Source organism: Nonomuraea sp. NPDC004702 (genome assembly GCF_053601695.1).
Genome location: NZ_JBSGCE010000007.1, coordinates 246,597 through 262,365, shown reverse-complemented (window position 1 = coordinate 262,365; position 15,769 = coordinate 246,597). Strand labels below are relative to the sequence as shown.

At 70.8% G+C, this 15,769-nt stretch carries 13 protein-coding genes; 7 read left to right on the top strand and 6 right to left on the bottom strand.

What is annotated here, in order from left to right; all coding sequences use genetic code 11:
- The coding region (locus tag ACWEJ6_RS12655; protein ID WP_452423526.1) for a MurR/RpiR family transcriptional regulator at positions 1-755 on the bottom strand (755 nt) is incomplete at its 3' end.
- Between the two features lie 55 nt (positions 756-810).
- Here ACWEJ6_RS12655 and thrC point away from each other — a divergent pair.
- The 3 genes from thrC to ACWEJ6_RS12640 all read left to right on the top strand — a co-directional run bounded on the left by thrC (position 811) and on the right by ACWEJ6_RS12640 (position 5,915).
- Positions 811-1,875: a threonine synthase gene (thrC, locus tag ACWEJ6_RS12650; protein ID WP_452423524.1), complete on the top strand. Its 1,065-nt coding sequence runs from the start codon at positions 811-813 to the stop codon at positions 1,873-1,875.
- A gap of 517 nt (positions 1,876-2,392) precedes the next feature.
- On the top strand, positions 2,393-2,806 hold the full coding sequence (locus ACWEJ6_RS12645) for a nuclear transport factor 2 family protein (protein WP_452423522.1): 414 nt from the start codon (positions 2,393-2,395) through the stop codon (positions 2,804-2,806).
- 604 nt (positions 2,807-3,410) lie between these two features.
- Positions 3,411-5,915, top strand: coding sequence for an excinuclease ABC subunit UvrA (locus tag ACWEJ6_RS12640; protein ID WP_452423520.1), 2,505 nt, complete (start codon positions 3,411-3,413; stop codon positions 5,913-5,915).
- 42 nt (positions 5,916-5,957) lie between these two features.
- Here the strand turns inward: ACWEJ6_RS12640 and ACWEJ6_RS12635 are convergent, their stop codons facing one another.
- Positions 5,958-7,253, bottom strand: a complete 1,296-nt coding sequence (locus ACWEJ6_RS12635; protein ID WP_452423518.1) for an alpha/beta hydrolase — start codon at positions 7,251-7,253, stop codon at positions 5,958-5,960.
- 493 nt (positions 7,254-7,746) lie between these two features.
- On the opposite strand from ACWEJ6_RS12635, the gene ACWEJ6_RS12630 reads away from it, so the two are divergent.
- Together ACWEJ6_RS12630 and ACWEJ6_RS12625 are read left to right on the top strand one after the other, a co-directional pair.
- Positions 7,747-8,979: a sensor histidine kinase gene (locus tag ACWEJ6_RS12630; RefSeq protein ID WP_452423516.1), complete on the top strand. Its 1,233-nt coding sequence runs from the start codon at positions 7,747-7,749 to the stop codon at positions 8,977-8,979.
- Positions 8,976-9,677 carry a response regulator gene (locus ACWEJ6_RS12625; protein ID WP_452423514.1) on the top strand — a complete coding sequence of 234 codons (702 nt, stop codon included), beginning with the start codon at positions 8,976-8,978 and terminating at the stop codon, positions 9,675-9,677. Before ACWEJ6_RS12630 ends, ACWEJ6_RS12625 begins: the two co-directional genes overlap by 4 nt.
- A 48-nt stretch (positions 9,678-9,725) precedes the next feature.
- Here the strand turns inward: ACWEJ6_RS12625 and ACWEJ6_RS12620 are convergent, their stop codons facing one another.
- Complete coding sequence (locus ACWEJ6_RS12620) at positions 9,726-11,345, bottom strand: PHP domain-containing protein (protein WP_452423512.1); 1,620 nt, start codon at positions 11,343-11,345, stop codon at positions 9,726-9,728.
- Between the two features lie 297 nt (positions 11,346-11,642).
- On the opposite strand from ACWEJ6_RS12620, the gene ACWEJ6_RS12615 reads away from it, so the two are divergent.
- Entirely contained in the window at positions 11,643-12,122 is a 480-nt protein-coding gene (locus ACWEJ6_RS12615) for a GNAT family N-acetyltransferase (protein ID WP_452423510.1), read from the top strand.
- 78 nt (positions 12,123-12,200) lie between these two features.
- On the opposite strand, the gene ACWEJ6_RS12610 is transcribed toward ACWEJ6_RS12615, so the two are convergent.
- Genes ACWEJ6_RS12610 through ACWEJ6_RS12600 form a run of 3 tightly spaced genes read right to left on the bottom strand, consistent with a single transcriptional unit; the run spans position 12,201 to position 14,627 of the window.
- Positions 12,201-13,511 (bottom strand): FAD-binding oxidoreductase, encoded by a 1,311-nt coding sequence (locus tag ACWEJ6_RS12610; protein ID WP_452423508.1) that lies wholly within the window; start codon positions 13,509-13,511, stop codon positions 12,201-12,203.
- 37 nt (positions 13,512-13,548) lie between these two features.
- On the bottom strand, positions 13,549-13,953 hold the full coding sequence (locus ACWEJ6_RS12605; RefSeq protein ID WP_452423506.1) for a DUF4267 domain-containing protein: 405 nt from the start codon (positions 13,951-13,953) through the stop codon (positions 13,549-13,551).
- Positions 13,954-13,988: 35 nt separating this feature from the next.
- Complete coding sequence (locus tag ACWEJ6_RS12600) at positions 13,989-14,627, bottom strand: hemerythrin domain-containing protein (protein WP_452423504.1); 639 nt, start codon at positions 14,625-14,627, stop codon at positions 13,989-13,991.
- A 247-nt stretch (positions 14,628-14,874) separates the two neighbouring features.
- Between ACWEJ6_RS12600 and ACWEJ6_RS12595 the strand changes: the two genes are divergently transcribed.
- Complete coding sequence (locus ACWEJ6_RS12595) at positions 14,875-15,744, top strand: oxidoreductase (protein WP_452423502.1); 870 nt, start codon at positions 14,875-14,877, stop codon at positions 15,742-15,744.
- The last annotated feature ends 25 nt before the right edge of the window (positions 15,745-15,769 follow it).

The window sequence follows — 15,769 nt, the reverse complement described above, 5'->3', positions numbered from 1 at the left end:
GCCGCCACGGCGACCAGCAGCAGCTCGGTGACGGCGATCTGGTGCGCGAGCGGCGCGATCGGCCCGGCGGCCTCGCGCGGCAGCCTGATCAGCACCTCCGCCCGCGCCGCGAGCGGCGACTCCCCGGCGTCGGTGATCAGCGCCAGCCGCGCCCCGCGGGCGCACGCGGCCTCGGTGAAGCGGGCCGTCGCGGGGGAGTAGCGCCGGAAGTCGTACGCGACCACGGCCGCAGAACCGCCCAGGTCGAGCAGCGTACGGGCACGCGCGGACGCCGAGTCGGGCACCCGATGCGCCCCCGGACGCAGGCCGGCGAGCTGTCTGATCAGGTATTCGGCGGCCAGCTCGCTGAGCGGCCCGCCGAGCGCCCAGACCGACGCGGCTCCGGCCAGCAGGTCGCCGACGGCGTCGAGCAGGGGCTCGGTGACGGCGGCGAGGGTGCTGTCGAGCCCGGCACGCAGGTCTTCGGCGGCCCGCTGGGTGCCGGGCGGACGAGCGACGAACTCGCGTAGGCGCGACCGGTCGCGGACGCCGTCGCGCACGGCCGCCTGGAACCCGGCGAACCCCGCGTACCCGAGCCGGTCGAACAGCCGGGAGGCGGTCGGCGGGCTGACCCCGGCACGCTCGGCGAGCGCGCGCAGCGAGCCGAGCGCGGCGAAGGGGTGGTCGTCGAGCAGCGCCCGCACGACGGCCCGCTCGCCCGGTGGCAGCTCGGGGTAGACCGCGCTGAGCCGGCTCGTCACCGGATCCTCATCCATGCTGACAAATGTTACACGTGGCGGAGTGAATGAAACGAATGTTACGGTCGCCGGTATGAGTACCTGGAACGGACTGATCGACAGCGGCTACCGGCGCTGGCTCCCGGTCACCCCCGACACGCCCGCCGTCTCGCTCAACGAGGGCAACACCCCGCTGCTGCGCTCGGCGCACCTGTCCGCGGTGACCGGCTGCGAGGTCTGGCTGAAGGTCGAGGGCGCCAACCCCACGGGGTCGTTCAAGGACCGCGGGATGACCGTGGCGATCAGCAGCGCCGCCGAGGCCGGCGCCGAGCTTGCCGTGTGCGCCTCCACCGGCAACACCAGCGCCTCGGCCGCCGCCTACGCCGCGCGCGCCGGGCTGACGGCCGCCGTGCTCGTGCCGAAGGGGCGGGTCGCGCTCGCCAAGCTGGGGCAGGCGGTCCGTTACGGCGCGCGGATCGTCGAGATCGACGGCACGTTCGACGACTGCCTGCGCGTCGCCCGCGAGCTCGCCGCCCACCACCCGATCGCGCTGGTCAACTCGGTCGGCAACGAGCTGCGCCTGGCGGGGCAGCGCACGGTCGCCTACGAGATCGTTGACGCGCTCGGCGACGCGCCCGACATCCACTGCCTGCCCGTCGGGAACGGCGGCAACATCACCGCCACCTGGGGCGGCTACCGCGCCTACGAGCAGGAGGGGCTGTCCGGCCGGTCGCCGCGCATGTGGGGCTTCCAGGCGGCGGGGGCCGCGCCGCTCGTCCACGGCACGCCGGTCGCCGATCCCGAGACCGCGGCGAGCGCGATCCGCATCGGCAGCCCGGCCACCTGGGACGGCGCGCTCGACGCCCGCGACCGGTCCGGCGGGCTGATCGCCGCGGTGACAGACGCGCAGATCTTCGAGGCGTACGAGCTGGTCGCCAGGCGCGACGGCGTCTTCGCCGAGCCCGCCTCGGCCGCTGGGATCGCCGGCCTCCTCGACCAGCACGCCCGGGGCAACCTCGCGCCGGGCCGGCGGATCGTGATCACGCTGAGCGGCAACGGCCTGAAGGACCAGGACGCCTCCCTGCGCGGCGGCTACACCGCGACGGAAACCAGTTCGGCCACCTCGGCCGTGGCCCGAGCCCTCGGCCTCGCCGCCTGATCCCGGGCGCGCCGATGGGCGCGGGATTCCTGCGTTACTCCTTCGATCGGTCGCGCACGAGCGGCACGCGGATCCGTCTGCTGGCGTGCTCGATGACGGCCAGGATGTACGCGCTGCCCGTTCAGGTGATGGTGTGGTTCTCCCGAACCAGACGCAGGATGAGGGCACGGATGGAGCGGACCGTGGGTGGGCGGCCAGGCCGCTTCGGCCGACAGGTACGAGCGTGACGACGTCTCATCAGATCGCGATGCCGGCGCGACTCGCGCCGCGCCGCGAAGCCTCCGGAGGGCCATGACCTGGACGGATGTCATCATCGGCAGGCGCAGTGTCCCGTCCCGGAGGGAGGACATCGCGTCCAGCAGTGCGGCCGGTCGTCGGTGGCGAGCTTGCCGCCTACAGGTCCGATTCTCGCCGGATGCATCCTGTCGGGGGCGGACATGATGAGCGCATGATGGCAGAAGCAATGACGAATGACGGTCCGGCTTCGGGGGGCGACGGGGGCAGGAGCTCACTGGCAGTGCTGGAGAGGTTCTACCGGGCGGAAGTCGCCTATATCGCCGCAGGGGGCTTCGGCAAGGCCGACTTCGGCCAGCTTGCCGAGTGCCTGGACCCAGAGGTCGTGATGTACCAGGCGGACTCCCTGCCCTACGGGGGCATCTGGCGCGGACCGAGCGGCATCGAGCAGTTCATGGCCGCCATGAGCGAGGCATGGCAGTCCCTGGAGTTCCTGGAGCAGAAGTATGTGGTCGACGGCGACAGTGTCGTGGTCTGGAACCGCGGCATCCTGCGTGCCCGCGCCACCGGCCGGGCCTTGGAGACCTCGGTGATGCAGTTGATGACGATCAAGGATGATCGCATCACCGAGATACACCCGTTCTACCTGGACACGTCTGCGGTCATGAACGCCCTACGCCCGGACGACGACGTCTAGCTGTCCTTGAGTACGTGACCGGCTGGTGGCAGGCCTGCCAGTGCGATGTGGCCGCGGTGGTGGTTGTAGGTGTGCAGTGGCCCGCACCACCGCCTTGGCGATCACACAGAAGCGCGGGCGGTCGCCGACGCCGGTCACCACCCATGCCCGCCGGCACCGCCGACACAGCCCGGTACCGCTGTTCGACAACGGGCATGTCCACCAGGGCCATTCCCGGCTTCCTGACGCGCGACGCCGCAACAACGCACGACAGACGGGCCGAAGGCAGCACCTGTCACCCATGTCTTGGGATCGACGTGTCCAGCATGTCGCGGGACAGGACACGGATGAAAACATGACACAAGGCGTCGGGTTTCAGGGTGATCATCAATGCACCGGTCGGCGCCGATGTGGGTGTGGACCGGGGCCTCATGGATAAGGGGCCCGGTCTTGATCTGCGGCACGGGCCGAATCCGGACCGGCCACGTGCTGAGGGGTCTGATCAAACGGCCGCGTAGTGGCGGAATCGACTTGTTCGACATGGGGGGAGTCCGTCCGCCTGTGTTCTGGTGTGTTGCGAGAGGGTGGATCAAGGTTGACTGCGTTCGTACGGGACGTCGCCAGTATGGGGCGAGAGGCCATCGAGGTGGTGGGGGCTCGTACCAACAATCTGCGGGACGTGTCGGTGAGCATCCCCAAGGGGTGGCTCACCGCCTTCACCGGGGTGAGCGGCAGCGGCAAGACCTCGCTGGCCATCGACACCCTGCACAACGAGGCCCAGCTGCGCTACCTGGAGGGGCTTTCGCCGTTCGTACGGCAGTACATCACCCAGCGCAATCGGCCGAAGGTCGACCGCATCCTGGGACTCGGCGCGACGCTCGCGGTCGACCAGCGCCGCCTGAACCGCAACCCCCGGTCCACGGTCGCGACGATCACCGGCATCGACGGGCATCTGGGACTGCTGTACTCGCGCCTTCCGGGGATCGGCGCGGACCCGGCGGCGCAGAGCGTCAACGGGCATCTGACGACCGCTCATTTCGACCGCAACACCCCGGAAGGCAGCTGCGCGGACTGTCACGGCGTGGGCGGGCGCTGGCAGGCGCAGGAGGACCTCATCATCACCCGTCCGGAGCTTCCCCTCTTCGAGGGGGCCTCGCCCTGGTACGCCAGGTGGCGGTCGGGGGAGCACGCGTTCGTGCCGGCGCTCGCCGACAAGCGCGGCGTGGACCTCGGCCTGCCATGGCGGTCGCTGCCGGAGGAGTTCCGCCACTGCGTGCTGTACGGCACAGGTGAGGAGAAGGTCGAGGCGACCGTCGACATGACCAGCAAGAAGGAGACGGTCTCGGTGACCTACACCTCCAGCCAGCCGCTGCGGGGGGCGCTGGCCGAGGTGGAGCGGGTGTTCCTGAACGCCCAGACCGCCAGCGCCAAGCAGCGCTACCTGCCGTACATGCGCATGCAGCCGTGCGGCACCTGCGGCGGCAGCGGGTACGACCAGGTGGCCCGGTCCGTGCGGCTCGGCGGGCTGACCTTTCCCGACCTGCTCCAGGTGGACGTACGGGAGGTACGCGGCTGGGCCGAGCGGGTGGCCGGCGACCTGGACGTCCGGCAGCGCGAGGTGGGTGAGCCGCTGCTGCAGGACCTGGGCCGCAGACTCGGGATCCTCGACCGCCTCGGCCTGGCCCATCTCCAGCTGTCCCGGAGCGCGGCGACACTGTCCGGGGGCGAGTTGCAGCGAACCCGGCTCGCCGCACAGCTCAGCACCGAGCTCAGCGGCATCGTCTTCGTCCTGGACGAGCCCGGGACCGGGCTGCATCCGGCGGACAAGGCGCACCTGCTCGACATCGCCCTGGAGCTGCGCGAGGCCGGCAACACGGTGCTCCTGGTCGAGCACGACCCCGAACTGATCGCCCGGGCCGACTGGGTGATCGACATGGGGCCGGGCGCGGGCCGTCTCGGCGGTGAGATCCTGGTGTCGGGGCTTCCCGCCGACGCGGCCGCCCACCCCACGTCACTGACCGGACGCTACCTGGCCGGTGAGGGGCCACGGCTGCGCCGGACCCGCCGTCCGGCCGGGGATGACACCGGCTGGGTGGAGCTGCACGGCCTGCGTGCGCACAACGTGACCGCAGACGTGGTGCGTTTCCCCGCCGGCCGGCTCACCTGCCTGACCGGGGTGAGCGGCAGCGGCAAGAGCAGCCTGCTCGGCGCGCTCGCGGTGAGCGTGGAGGCCGCTCTGAACGGGACGACGACCGACGCCGTGCGCCAGGTGACCGGCCTGGAGGGGTTCGACTGGGTCGCCGTCGTCGATCAGGAACCGCTCGGGCGCACGCCGCGATCCAACCCGGCCACCTACAGCAAGGCGTTCGACGTCGTCCGTAAGCTGTTCGCCGAGACCGACATGGCACGCGCCCGTGGGGTCAACGCGTCCTGGTTCAGCTTCAACACCGCGGGCGGTGGCCGCTGCGAACCCTGCACCGGTTATGGCCGCAAGCTGGTCGACATGCACTTCCTGCCGGATGTGTGGGTGGTCTGCGACGCATGCCAGGGGCGGCGCTACACGCCGGAGGCCTTGGAGATCAAGTACCGGGGACTGGCCATCGATCAGGTGCTGGAGCTGACCGTCGCCGAGGCGGTGGAGCAGTTCTCCGAACCCCGGCAACTCGCCGAGACCCTGGGAGCCTTGAACCAGGTCGGGCTCGGCTATCTGCAGCTCGGCCAGAGCGCCACGGAGCTGTCCGGCGGCGAGGCGCAGCGGCTGAAGCTGGCCTCCGCCATCCAGCGCGGGGCCGCGGGCCGCAAGGCCGGTCTTGTCGTTCTCGACGAACCCGTCTCGGGCCTGCACCCCTCTGACGTCCAGCGGGTGGTGGACGCGTTCGACGTGTTGCTCGACTCGGGCAACACCGTCGTCGTTGCCGAACATGACATCCCCGTCGCCGCGTCCGCGGACTGGGTGATCGACCTGGGGCCGGGAGCCGGTCCGGACGGGGGCGCGGTGGTCGCGGAGGGCACCCCGGACGCCGTCGCAACCGCGAACACCCCGACCGCCGGCTTCCTCCGGCGGTACGCGGCGGGCCTGCCGCTCCTGGAAGGGCCGTGGCTCGCTGGAACAGGTCGTCGAGGACGATGAGGCCCTTCCGGCCGGGACGGCTGGTGGTGGGGCGCGAACGTGTCAGACGGCCGGGCGGCCGCAGGTGACGTCCTCACCGGGCAGGACACCGTCGACCAGGTAGCTGGTGACCTTGGTGTCGACGCAGGCGTTGCCTGCCGCGAGGTAGACGCCGTGGCGGAAGGCGTCGTTCAAGGTGATCATGCGGGAGCCGGTCAGCGCCCGGTGCATGGCCTGCTGGCCCGGATAGGGCGTCGCGGGGTCGCCGGCCGCGCCGACGATCAACGCCGGTACGGAGTTGCCGACCCTCGTGGGCGCTTCAATCGGCTTGACCGGCCAGAACGCGCACGGGGAGATGTTGCGGGCGAGCGGCCCGAACAGTGGTTCTGCGGTGCGGTGCCGCTGGATGTCGCGGTAGTAGGTCGCCGGGTCGCGGGGTGCGGCCCGGTCACCGCACAGGATCGCCGTGCCCGCCCGGTCCGAGGCCTCTCCGGAACCGGTGAACAGGCCGTCCAGGAATTCCTTCAGCGAGGCGGGCGGCGGCGTCTCGCCGCCGCGGCTCAGCGCCCGCGCCTCCTCGGCGAGGACGGCATAGGACTGCGGGCCGTCACTGTAGAGGCGTGCGAACAGCCAGTACGGCACGACATGGGCATCGACGCGGTATGCGCCGATCTTCACGGGATGCCGGTTGATCTTCTCCACGGTCGCCAGGACGGCGTCAGGGGTCCCGCCCAGCCCGTACTCCTTGTCATGTGACGCGGCCCAGGACGCCCAGCGGCGCAGCGCGGCGTCCATCGCGGGGGCGGCGCGTGTGAACATGCGCGGGCCGTACACCTGCGGGTCGACGGCGCTGTCGAGCACCACCCGGTCGGCCCGCGAGCCGAACATCTGCAGGTAGGTCGCACCCAGGTAGGTGCCGTAGGAGTAACCGAGGTAGGACAGCTTCTGCTCGCCGAGCGCGGCCCGGATCACGTCCATGTCGCGTGCGGTGTTCCTGGTCGTGGCGTACGGCAGGGTCTGGAGGTTGCCCTTGGCGCAGCCCGCCGCCAACTGTTCGGCCAGGCGCACCCCCTCGTCGAAGGTACGCCGGTCTGGTCCCGCGGAGCGGAGGAAGGTGTCGGTCTGCCACCGGCAGCTGATCGGTGTGCTGCGGCCGACGAATCGGGGGTCCATGCCCACCAGGTCGTAACGGGCCGCGACCTCGGGCATCGCCTTGCCCAGGAGCGTCATCGAGAGGCCGGCGCCGCCCGGGCCGCCGGGGTTGAGCAGCAAGACGCCGCGGCGCCGGGCGGAATCGGTGGCCTTGATCCGGGAGAGCGCGATGGTGAGGGTCCGCCCCTGCGGTCTGCGGTAGTCCATCGGGACCAGGACGGTGGCGCATCGAGCACCGGCGGCGTCCATCTGTTCGCCCAGCTGATCGCCGGGTCCGGTTGCGCAGGAACGCCAGGTGATCGTCTGATGGTGGAAGCGGTCCAGGGGGGTGGCCGCCTGCGCCGGTCCGGCGGCGCCCAATCCGATTCCGGCCGTGAGTGCCACTGCGGCAGCCGTTCCACTCTTGATGAGGAGCATGCGTCGTTCCTTGGTGAAGGGGTTGTTTCCTGCGGATCCGGCGCGCGTCGGATTTCGACGCTCCGGTAGTGATGTGTCCGGTCTCAGGGGCGCCCCCTGTTGATCACTGATCACCGGCTGTATCCAAACTAGGGGCCTGAGCAGCCCCTGGACATCGTGCGGAAGGTCGATCCGGGCCCTGCCACCGGCACACCAACCGCCCGCTTCTCTGCGACCGCTGCCCTAACGACGACTCCTCCCAAAGGAGGACAAAGCGGGTCATGCTGGCGGCTACCTTCGTCTCATGAACGTGGTGCGACGATGGGGCCGCTGGTGGCGCGGCTTGCCGGTGATGGTCGCCGACAGCCTGCTGGCCGGTGTGTCGACCGTGCTGGCGGTGACGCAGGCCGCCTTGTCCGCCCATGACCCGGTCGTGCTGGCGTACCTGCTGGCGGTGCTCACCAGCGCGCCGCTGGTGCTGCGCAGGCGCCACCCCATCGCCGTCCTCGCGGTGATCACGGCGGGCCTGATCGGCTGCGGCCTGGCCGGCTACCCCAACGGATTCCAGGCCCCGCCGGTGCTGGTCAGCCTCTACACCGTCGCGGCCTACCGCCGGGAGGGCTATCGCGACGGCGTCGTGGCCCTGGTGTTGATGGCGGGCATCCTCGTGCCCGACCTCCTCAGGTCCGGGCTGACCTTCACGATCGTCAAGAGCCTGGTCGAGAACGCGCTTCAGCTCGGCGCGGCCTGGGCCATCGGGGAGGGGGTGCGCAGCCGCCGGCTGCGCCACCAGGACCTCGTCGAGCACGCCCGCCACCTGGAGATCGAACGCGAGGAGAAAGCGCTGCGAGCGGTCGCCGAAGAACGCGTGCGCATCGCCAGGGAACTGCACGACGTGGTCGCCCACCACCTGTCGGTCGTCTCGATCCAGTCCGGCGCCGGCGGCCGCCTGATCGACACCGAGCCCGACGCCGCACGTGAGGCATTCACCGCGATCGCCGCCACCACCCGCGAGGCACTGGCCGAACTCCGGAACATGCTGTCGGTCCTGCGCCTCACGTCCGACACCGGCGAGGACTCCTACGCCCCGCAGCCGGGGCTGGCCCAGCTGGACACGCTGCTGGAACGCTCACGCCTGTCCGGCCTGTCGATCCGGCGGGAAACCTCCGGTCAGGTACGCCCGCTGCCGCCCGGCGTGGACCGGTGCCTGTACCGCATCACCCAGGAATCATTGACCAACGTGCTCAAACACGCCCCACACGCCGACGTGACCCTCACCCTGACCTACCAGCCCGCCGCGGTCACGCTGCAGGTCGGCAACAGCGGCCCGGCCACCACCGGGCACAGCGCCGACGGGCACGGCCTGATCGGCATGCGCGAACGAGCCACCCTCTACGGCGGCACCCTCACCGCCGGCCCACGTACGGACGGCGGCTTCACCGTGACCGCGCACCTGCCCGCCTCCCCGCTCGCCGACCCCGCTCTCGCCACGGCCCACCCGCGGCAGAGCGCACCACGACCCGGGGCGCCCCGATGACCGGCCCCGACACCGGCCGCGGGACCATCCGCGTCCTCGTCGTCGACGACCAGGCCCTGGTCCGCGCGGGCCTGGTCGCCCTCCTCCGCACCGACGCCGCTCTCGCGGTCGTCGGCGAGGCCGCCGACGGCCACGAAGCCATCGCCCAGGCCGCGGCGACCGCCCCGGATGTCATCTTGATGGACATCCGCATGCCCGACCTGGACGGCGTCGCCGCCACGCGCCACATCCTCGCCCACGCCGCCGGCCCGGCACCGAAGATCCTCATCCTGACCACCTTCGACCTGGACGAACACGTCTTCGCCGCCCTGCGCGCCGGCGCCTCGGGATTTCTGCTCAAGGACACCCCCGCCGACCAGATGCTGGCCGCGATCGCCACGGTCGCCCGCGGCGAGGTGCTGCTGGCGCCCAGCGTCACCCGGCGCCTGGTCCACCATTTCGTCACCGCGCCCGAACCCGACCGGCGCCGGCCCGCGGAACTCGCCCGGCTCACCAGCCAGGAAACCGCCGTGCTCCACCTGGTCGGCCAGGGCCTGACCAACCAGCAGATCGCCACCCGCCTGAACATCGCCGAGGCCACCGTCAAATCCCACCTGGGCCGCCTCATGACCAAGCTCAAGCTGTCCAGCCGCGCCCAAGCCGTGGTCGTCGCATACGAGACCGGCTTGATCGTCCCTGGAGCCGGAGACCGCCCCTGATGCCCGGCAACTCACCGGTTCGGGAGCACCGGCGACACCGACATCGTTCTATGTCAGTTCTACGAAGGTGGGGTTGGTGTAGCACCAGAGGTCGTGCCAGGGGTTCTCATTGCGGCCTGTGTCCGCCGCCGGCTCCATCCCGCCGGGAGCGCTGCGCCTGCCGTCGGTGCCACGCAGCCGGAAGTAGAACGGCTCGCGCACGTCGCGGAACTTGTAGTGGAACTGGGCGACCCGGCCCTTGCCCTTCGGCATGAACGACTCGACCACACTCACGTCCGGTGCGGTGAAGACGTCGGGGTCGGCGGCCGGCCCGGTGATCGCACCGCGGATCAGATCCAGGCGGGCGAGCCGGGGGATCTCTTCATTGGCGTTGGGACGGCCGGCGAGATCGACGGAGATGGTGATGGTGACGTCGTCGCCGCGCCGCACCGACAGCCGTCCGCCGAACGTGGCCGGGGCGTTGCCGGGGGCGTGCGCGTCGACGTGCAGCCCGTCGATGAGGCCGCCCATCGACACCCAGGATCGCCCGGCCTTGATCGCCTCCATGACCGCGCCATAGCTGCGTGAGGTCGCCCCCACAACCGTGCGGCTGAACTGACCGGGCCAGAAGTCGGCGTGCCGCAGCGGGACGCCGCCGTCGATGGGATCGGGGTATCTACCGTGCTGGTCGTACCAGTCAGCAGGTCGGGAGGGCTCGACGGTCGTGTCACCGTTGTAGAAGTGGCCGTCGGAGTTGGCAGTGATCCACCAGCCCTTGCCCTCGGCGAGCATCGAGTCCCACATGCCGCCCAGGATGCCGGTCATGGAGTCGAAGCCGCCGTACGTCGGGTAGTGTTCCGGCCGCCAGCCGGCCCAGGAGTCGGCGTCGGCGGTGTTGTTGAAGTCGCCGCGGGCCCTGGGCTCGTTCTGGGCGCCAGGCGCGCCCTCCATGCCGACTGCGATGTTCGGCGCCTTGTCGCGATAGGTGCGCAGGTCACGCGGGGAGTACCTGCCGCGCCGCATCACGTGGTTGATCAGGAACAGCGCGGAACTCGCCGAACCCGTGCGCAGCGCGGTCTCCAGCCAGGCGAGCGCCTCCAGCGCCTTGGCCTCGTTCGCCGGGTTGCCCGCGCCGGTGCCGTTGATCCTGGAGTCGAAGAGCCGCTCGAACGCGCGCAGCAGTTGGATCTCATCGCGAGCACCGTCGAAGAACACCGTGGCGTGCTCGCCTCCGGGAACGTTCCATTCCAGCCCCTGCCACAACAGCAGCTCAGGGTGCTTGGCCCGGGAGGTGACGATGTCGGCATAGGTGGACTCGACCGCGAACTTCTCGTGCGCGGCGTGCCCGTGGTCGGTGATGACCAGCCAGTCCAGGCCGTGCTTGAGGGCGCCCGCAGCCTGCTGCTCAATGGTGTACATGCCGTCGTAGCTGTACTGCGTATGAACGTGATGGTCGCCGGCCAGCCAGTTGAGCGCGCGGGAGCCGCCGCTGGTCGCGGCGGCGGGACGCGTGGTCAGCCCTCCCAGAGCGGTGACGGCGAGACTGCTGATGCCGAGCAGCCCACTGTTCAGCAGAAAGCGGCGCCGACCGAGGTCGGCGGGCGACAGTTCGGTCTCTGAGACGGACAGGTCGGCGAACGCAGCCGTTCCTTCCGGTGCGCTGTGGGAGTGTGCATGGGTGCGGCACATGGGACATACCTTTCATCTGGAATACCTGGTGCGTCGTTCTCGGGTGGCCCATGAGCTTGCGCACGAAGTGGGGCGGAGCAGGTGAACCTGCGGCCCTTCGTCACGTTCGCAGAGGAGCGTGACGGCTTGCATGGGGAGGAAGCGAATGCTGGGCGACTTCTTGCCGAACGGCGGAAGGCTCCGGCGAGCCATCCGACCTCCGTGTGTGACGTGCGGCGGTTCGCGCAATGGTCACCCGTGCCTGGTCGCGGTGATATTCGCATGACGGTCTGCGCAATGACCCGATAGAGAGGATCCATGTCGATTCGTGTGCGCCTTGACGACCTGTGCCAGGAGACCTGGGAAGCGGTGGCCGAGCTGAGGGTGGCTGACGACCAGGCTGATCTCATCGCGTCGAACCTGTACTCGATTGCGGAGAGCCGGTTCTTGCCGGGCTTCGTCACCCGTGCGGTGATGCACGATGAGCGCGCCGTGGGCTTCGCGATGTACGGCCCCGATCCCGATGACGGCCGGATCTGGCTCTATCGCTTGATGATCGACAAGGATCACCAGGGGAAGGGGCTGGGCCGAGCGGCCCTCCAACAGGTCATCGCCCATGTGCGGGACGCGTTCGACGCACCGGTGCTGCGGTTGGGAGTGCGTGGCGACAACATCGCGGCCAGGGCGCTCTACACCTCTGCCGGGTTCGTTCCCACCGGGCAGGTCTTCGGCCGGGAGGACGTCCTGGAGCTCCGTCTGCGAACGGGGCACGAGACGGAGCCGGTCCAGTCGCCGTAGGGCGACATCTGTCATGCGGGTGTGGTGCGGCCCCGCCGCCGTGGTGGGCGGAGGGGCCATGAGCCGCTGGGAACCGAGCTATCCGAGCACCGGGTAGTTCGCGCGGAACACGTTGTGCGGGTCACGGGCCCGCTTGATCTCTCGCAGTCGCGCGAGCGCGTCGCCGGAGAAGGACTGCGCCGCCGTGTCACCGGGGGACAGCAGGGTGTACGGCTTGCGGCCGCTGATGTACGCCTCCAGGTCGGCCACGACCTCGGCCTGCTTGGCGCGCGTCGCGTCGGCCGCGTGCGGCAGGCCGAGACCCACCAGTCCGAGCAGGTACGGCTCAGCCACCGCGCCGCTCGCACCGGCCCCGCGGCCCGGCTCGGCGAGCGCCCCGCCCAGGTGCCTGATCTGCACGTTGATGAGCGGTTCGATCGGCTTGGCCAGCAGGAGCTCCACCGTGTCCGCGTTCAGGCCGGTGAGCAGCTCCGCACGAGCGATGGACGGGACCGGATCGGTGGGCTCGGCGGCGATCCTGCCCAGGTCAGCGACCGGGACGACGCCGCGGCTGTCGGAGATCGCGCCCTCGATCTTGTCGATGCGTGCCAGCAGGTCCGCCCCCTGCGCCGCCTCACCCAGGTAGGCCAGATCCAGCGTCACCATCGGCGGCGCGCCGGGGGGCTGGAGCCGGTTGATCCAGAGGCTGAGCTCACGCGGCGCCTCGGCGGTGATCTCCAGGAACGCGTCGTACACCTCCCCGGTCCGGTGCTCCGGCCAGATCACGCGCCCGCCGTACAGGACCGGAGCGGGATACAGGTCGAGTTCGAGGGCGGTCACCACCGCGAAGTCCCCGCCACCGCCGCGCAGCGCCCAGAACAGGTCGGGGTCGGACTCGGCGGTCACCCGGCCCGGCTCGCCGTCGGCGTCCACGATGTCGATGGCCCGCACGCTGTCGGAGGCCAAGCCGTGCTTGCGGCTGAACCAGCCGACCCCACCGCCCAGGGTGTAGCCGGTCACGCTGACCCCCGGCGCGCTGCCGGACAGGCCGGTCAGACCCAGCGGACCGGCCGCCGCCAGCACCTGCCCCCACTTCGCGCCCGCGCCCACCCGGACCACGCGCTCCTGCGGGCGTACCTCCACGTCGTTCAGCAGGCCGGTGCGCAACAGGATCACGCCTTCCACGTCACCCGAGGCGCCATGCCCGCTCGGCTGCGCGGTCACCGTCATGCCCGCCCGCCGCGCGTAACGCACGAGCGCCGCCACGTCATCGGCGTCCGCGGCCTCCGCCACGGCAGCCACCGGCTGCCTGACGGTCAGATTCCACGCGGTGGCCGCCTGTTCGAAGCCGTCGTCGCCGGGCAGGAGCACGCGCCCCTTCAGGACACCGCGCAAATCGTTGATCGTCATTGTCGTCTCCCTTGTCGAGTTGTCAGAAAATGCGACGTCAGGCGGACTGCGCGGCGGTCGCCGGGGTGGCTCCGGCCTCGCGGAGGATCAGCAACCCCGTGACCGCGATCAGCGCCGCGGTCAGGCCGTGGATGCCGAGCGCGGCGGCCGTGGATCCGTGGTGGGCCAGGACGTTGACCATGTCGCCGAACGGCGTGACGGCCGTCATCAGCAGGACCCAGCCCAACGGGCGACGGTGGCCTGTCACCAGCAGGACGCCCATGGCCAGGCCCATCCCGATCTCGCGGCTGCCCTTCACGATGGAGAAGCCGCTGCCGTCGGAGGGCCAGTCCGCCAGCCCCGGGAAGGTCGTCCCGAGGGGCAGGACGAAGGACAACCCGAGGTAGAGGGTGAACAGGACGACGACGGCGGCCAGGACGGTGTTGAGCTTCTTCAGCGACATGGTCGTACTCCTTGTTTGCACGGACGGGCAGGGGTTCAGCCGCGGACACGGCGGATGTGGCGGGCGTAGCGGGGGCGGCCGATGACGTGCCAGATGACGCGGACCGGGACGGGAAGGCCGCCGAGGACGACGGCGCGCTCGGCCGGGTTCGCGTCCTCCAGGACGGCGCCGAAGAGCGTGAGCAGGGTGAGCTTGGGCGTGTTGTTCACCAGGTGGTCGCCCAGGGAGGCCCACTCCTGTCGGGTGATGTGCTCGGCCGCGAGCGGGAGGAGGGTGGCCTCCTCGTCGTGGAGGTGTTCCAGCAGGACCGCGCGGTGCTCGCAGAGGGCGGCCGCCAGGGCGTCGCGTTCGTCGGCGCCCGCGGTGGCCTCCCAGGCGGGAAGCGCGGCGTCCAGCCTGCTCAGGGTGGCCGCGACGCGCTCGTGCTGGGCCTGCATGCGCAGGACGATGTCGGCCTCCAGGTCCACCCGGGACAGCAGCGGCGGCCACAGCAGCTCGTCCTCGCCCTCGTGGTGGTTGTGCAGGCCCAGCCGGTAGACGCGGAAGTGGCCGGCGATCACCCTGGCGCGAGCGGTGTCACCCGGGGCGACGGCCGCGACGAGCTTCACCAGCAGCCGCGACTCACGGCGGAGCGCGCGGTGGACGATCTCCATGTCCCGGGTGTTGACGCTCATCTGTTGCCGCTCCTTCGTCGGTTGCGATGTGTTCAGGCTGCTCCTGGGTGTTTGGAAGGGATTTGGAAGGCATTTGGAACGTCCACCTAGCAGTGCGGATCATGGTCTTCATCCGGGCGCTGGGCTCTTTCGGGGCCGAGGTCGGCGGCGAGCCCGTTCCCCCAGGCAGGCCGCGGCAGCGGGGCGTGCCGGCGTTGCTGGTGGCGGCCTCGGCCTCGGACGCTGATCACCGCTAGAGTGGGTGATCATGACGACTGGACGATGGGCGTTGGGCGGCGACCTGAGCGTCGCCAGGGTCGGGTACGGCGCGATGAAGCTGACCGGCTGGCCGAAAGGCGACCGTCCCAGCAGGGACACCGCACTCGCCGTCCTGCGCCGGGCCGTCGACCTGGGCGTGAACCACATCGACACCTCGCACTACTACGCTCGCGACGGCGTGGCGGCCAACGAGCTGATCCGGGAGGCGCTGCATCCCTACCCGGACGACCTGGTGATCGTGACGAAGGTGGGCGCGCTCGTCGAGGGCTCTGACCTCGCCCTGCCCGCCGAGGGCAAGACCGGCCTCACCCCCGACGGCCTGCGCCGCGGCGTCGAGGCGAACCTGCGCTCGCTCGGCGTGGACCGCCTCGATGTCGTCAACCTGCGCATGGGCGACCTCGACCGCGCCGGGACGCCGCTCGCCGGTCCGCTGGAGACGTTGCTCGCGCTGCGCGAGGAGGGGCTGATCCGCCACCTCGGCGTCTCGAACGTGACACCCGCCGAGTTCGCCGAGGCCCAGAAGATCGCGCCGATCGTCTGCGTCCAGAACCTCTACAACCTGGCCAGGCGCGAGGACGACCCGCTGGTGGACGCCTGCGCCGAGGCGGGCATCGCGTACGTGCCGTTCTTCCCGGTCGGTGGGTTCCGGCCGCTCACGGCCGAGCGCCTGGACGCCGTCGCCGCCCGCCACGGCGCGACCGTGCCGCAGGTGGCGCTGGCCTGGCTGCTGGCCCGGTCGCCGAACATCCTGCTCATCCCCGGCACCGGCTCGCTCGCCCACCTGGAGGAGAACGTCGCCGCCACGTCCCTGCAGCTGACCGAGGAGGACCTGGCCGACCTCGCCGACCAGGCGCACTGACCGCGGAGTCCGAAGCACCACGACA

Excerpts from the sequence above, each read along its gene's own strand:
- ACWEJ6_RS12640 (WP_452423520.1), top strand. The coding sequence starts at position 3,411 with ATGGGGCGAGAGGCCATCGAGGTGGTGGGGGCTCGTACCAACAATCTG.
- ACWEJ6_RS12620 (WP_452423512.1), bottom strand. The coding sequence starts at position 11,345 with ATGTGCCGCACCCATGCACACTCCCACAGCGCACCGGAAGGAACGGCT.
- ACWEJ6_RS12625 (WP_452423514.1), top strand. The coding sequence starts at position 8,976 with ATGACCGGCCCCGACACCGGCCGCGGGACCATCCGCGTCCTCGTCGTC.
- ACWEJ6_RS12615 (WP_452423510.1), top strand. The coding sequence starts at position 11,643 with ATGTCGATTCGTGTGCGCCTTGACGACCTGTGCCAGGAGACCTGGGAA.
- ACWEJ6_RS12630 (WP_452423516.1), top strand. The coding sequence starts at position 7,747 with ATGAACGTGGTGCGACGATGGGGCCGCTGGTGGCGCGGCTTGCCGGTG.
- ACWEJ6_RS12605 (WP_452423506.1), bottom strand. The coding sequence starts at position 13,953 with ATGTCGCTGAAGAAGCTCAACACCGTCCTGGCCGCCGTCGTCGTCCTG.
- ACWEJ6_RS12600 (WP_452423504.1), bottom strand. The coding sequence starts at position 14,627 with ATGAGCGTCAACACCCGGGACATGGAGATCGTCCACCGCGCGCTCCGC.
- ACWEJ6_RS12595 (WP_452423502.1), top strand. The coding sequence starts at position 14,875 with ATGACGACTGGACGATGGGCGTTGGGCGGCGACCTGAGCGTCGCCAGG.
- ACWEJ6_RS12635 (WP_452423518.1), bottom strand. The coding sequence starts at position 7,253 with ATGGACTACCGCAGACCGCAGGGGCGGACCCTCACCATCGCGCTCTCC.
- thrC (WP_452423524.1), top strand. The coding sequence starts at position 811 with ATGAGTACCTGGAACGGACTGATCGACAGCGGCTACCGGCGCTGGCTC.
- ACWEJ6_RS12610 (WP_452423508.1), bottom strand. The coding sequence starts at position 13,511 with ATGACGATCAACGATTTGCGCGGTGTCCTGAAGGGGCGCGTGCTCCTG.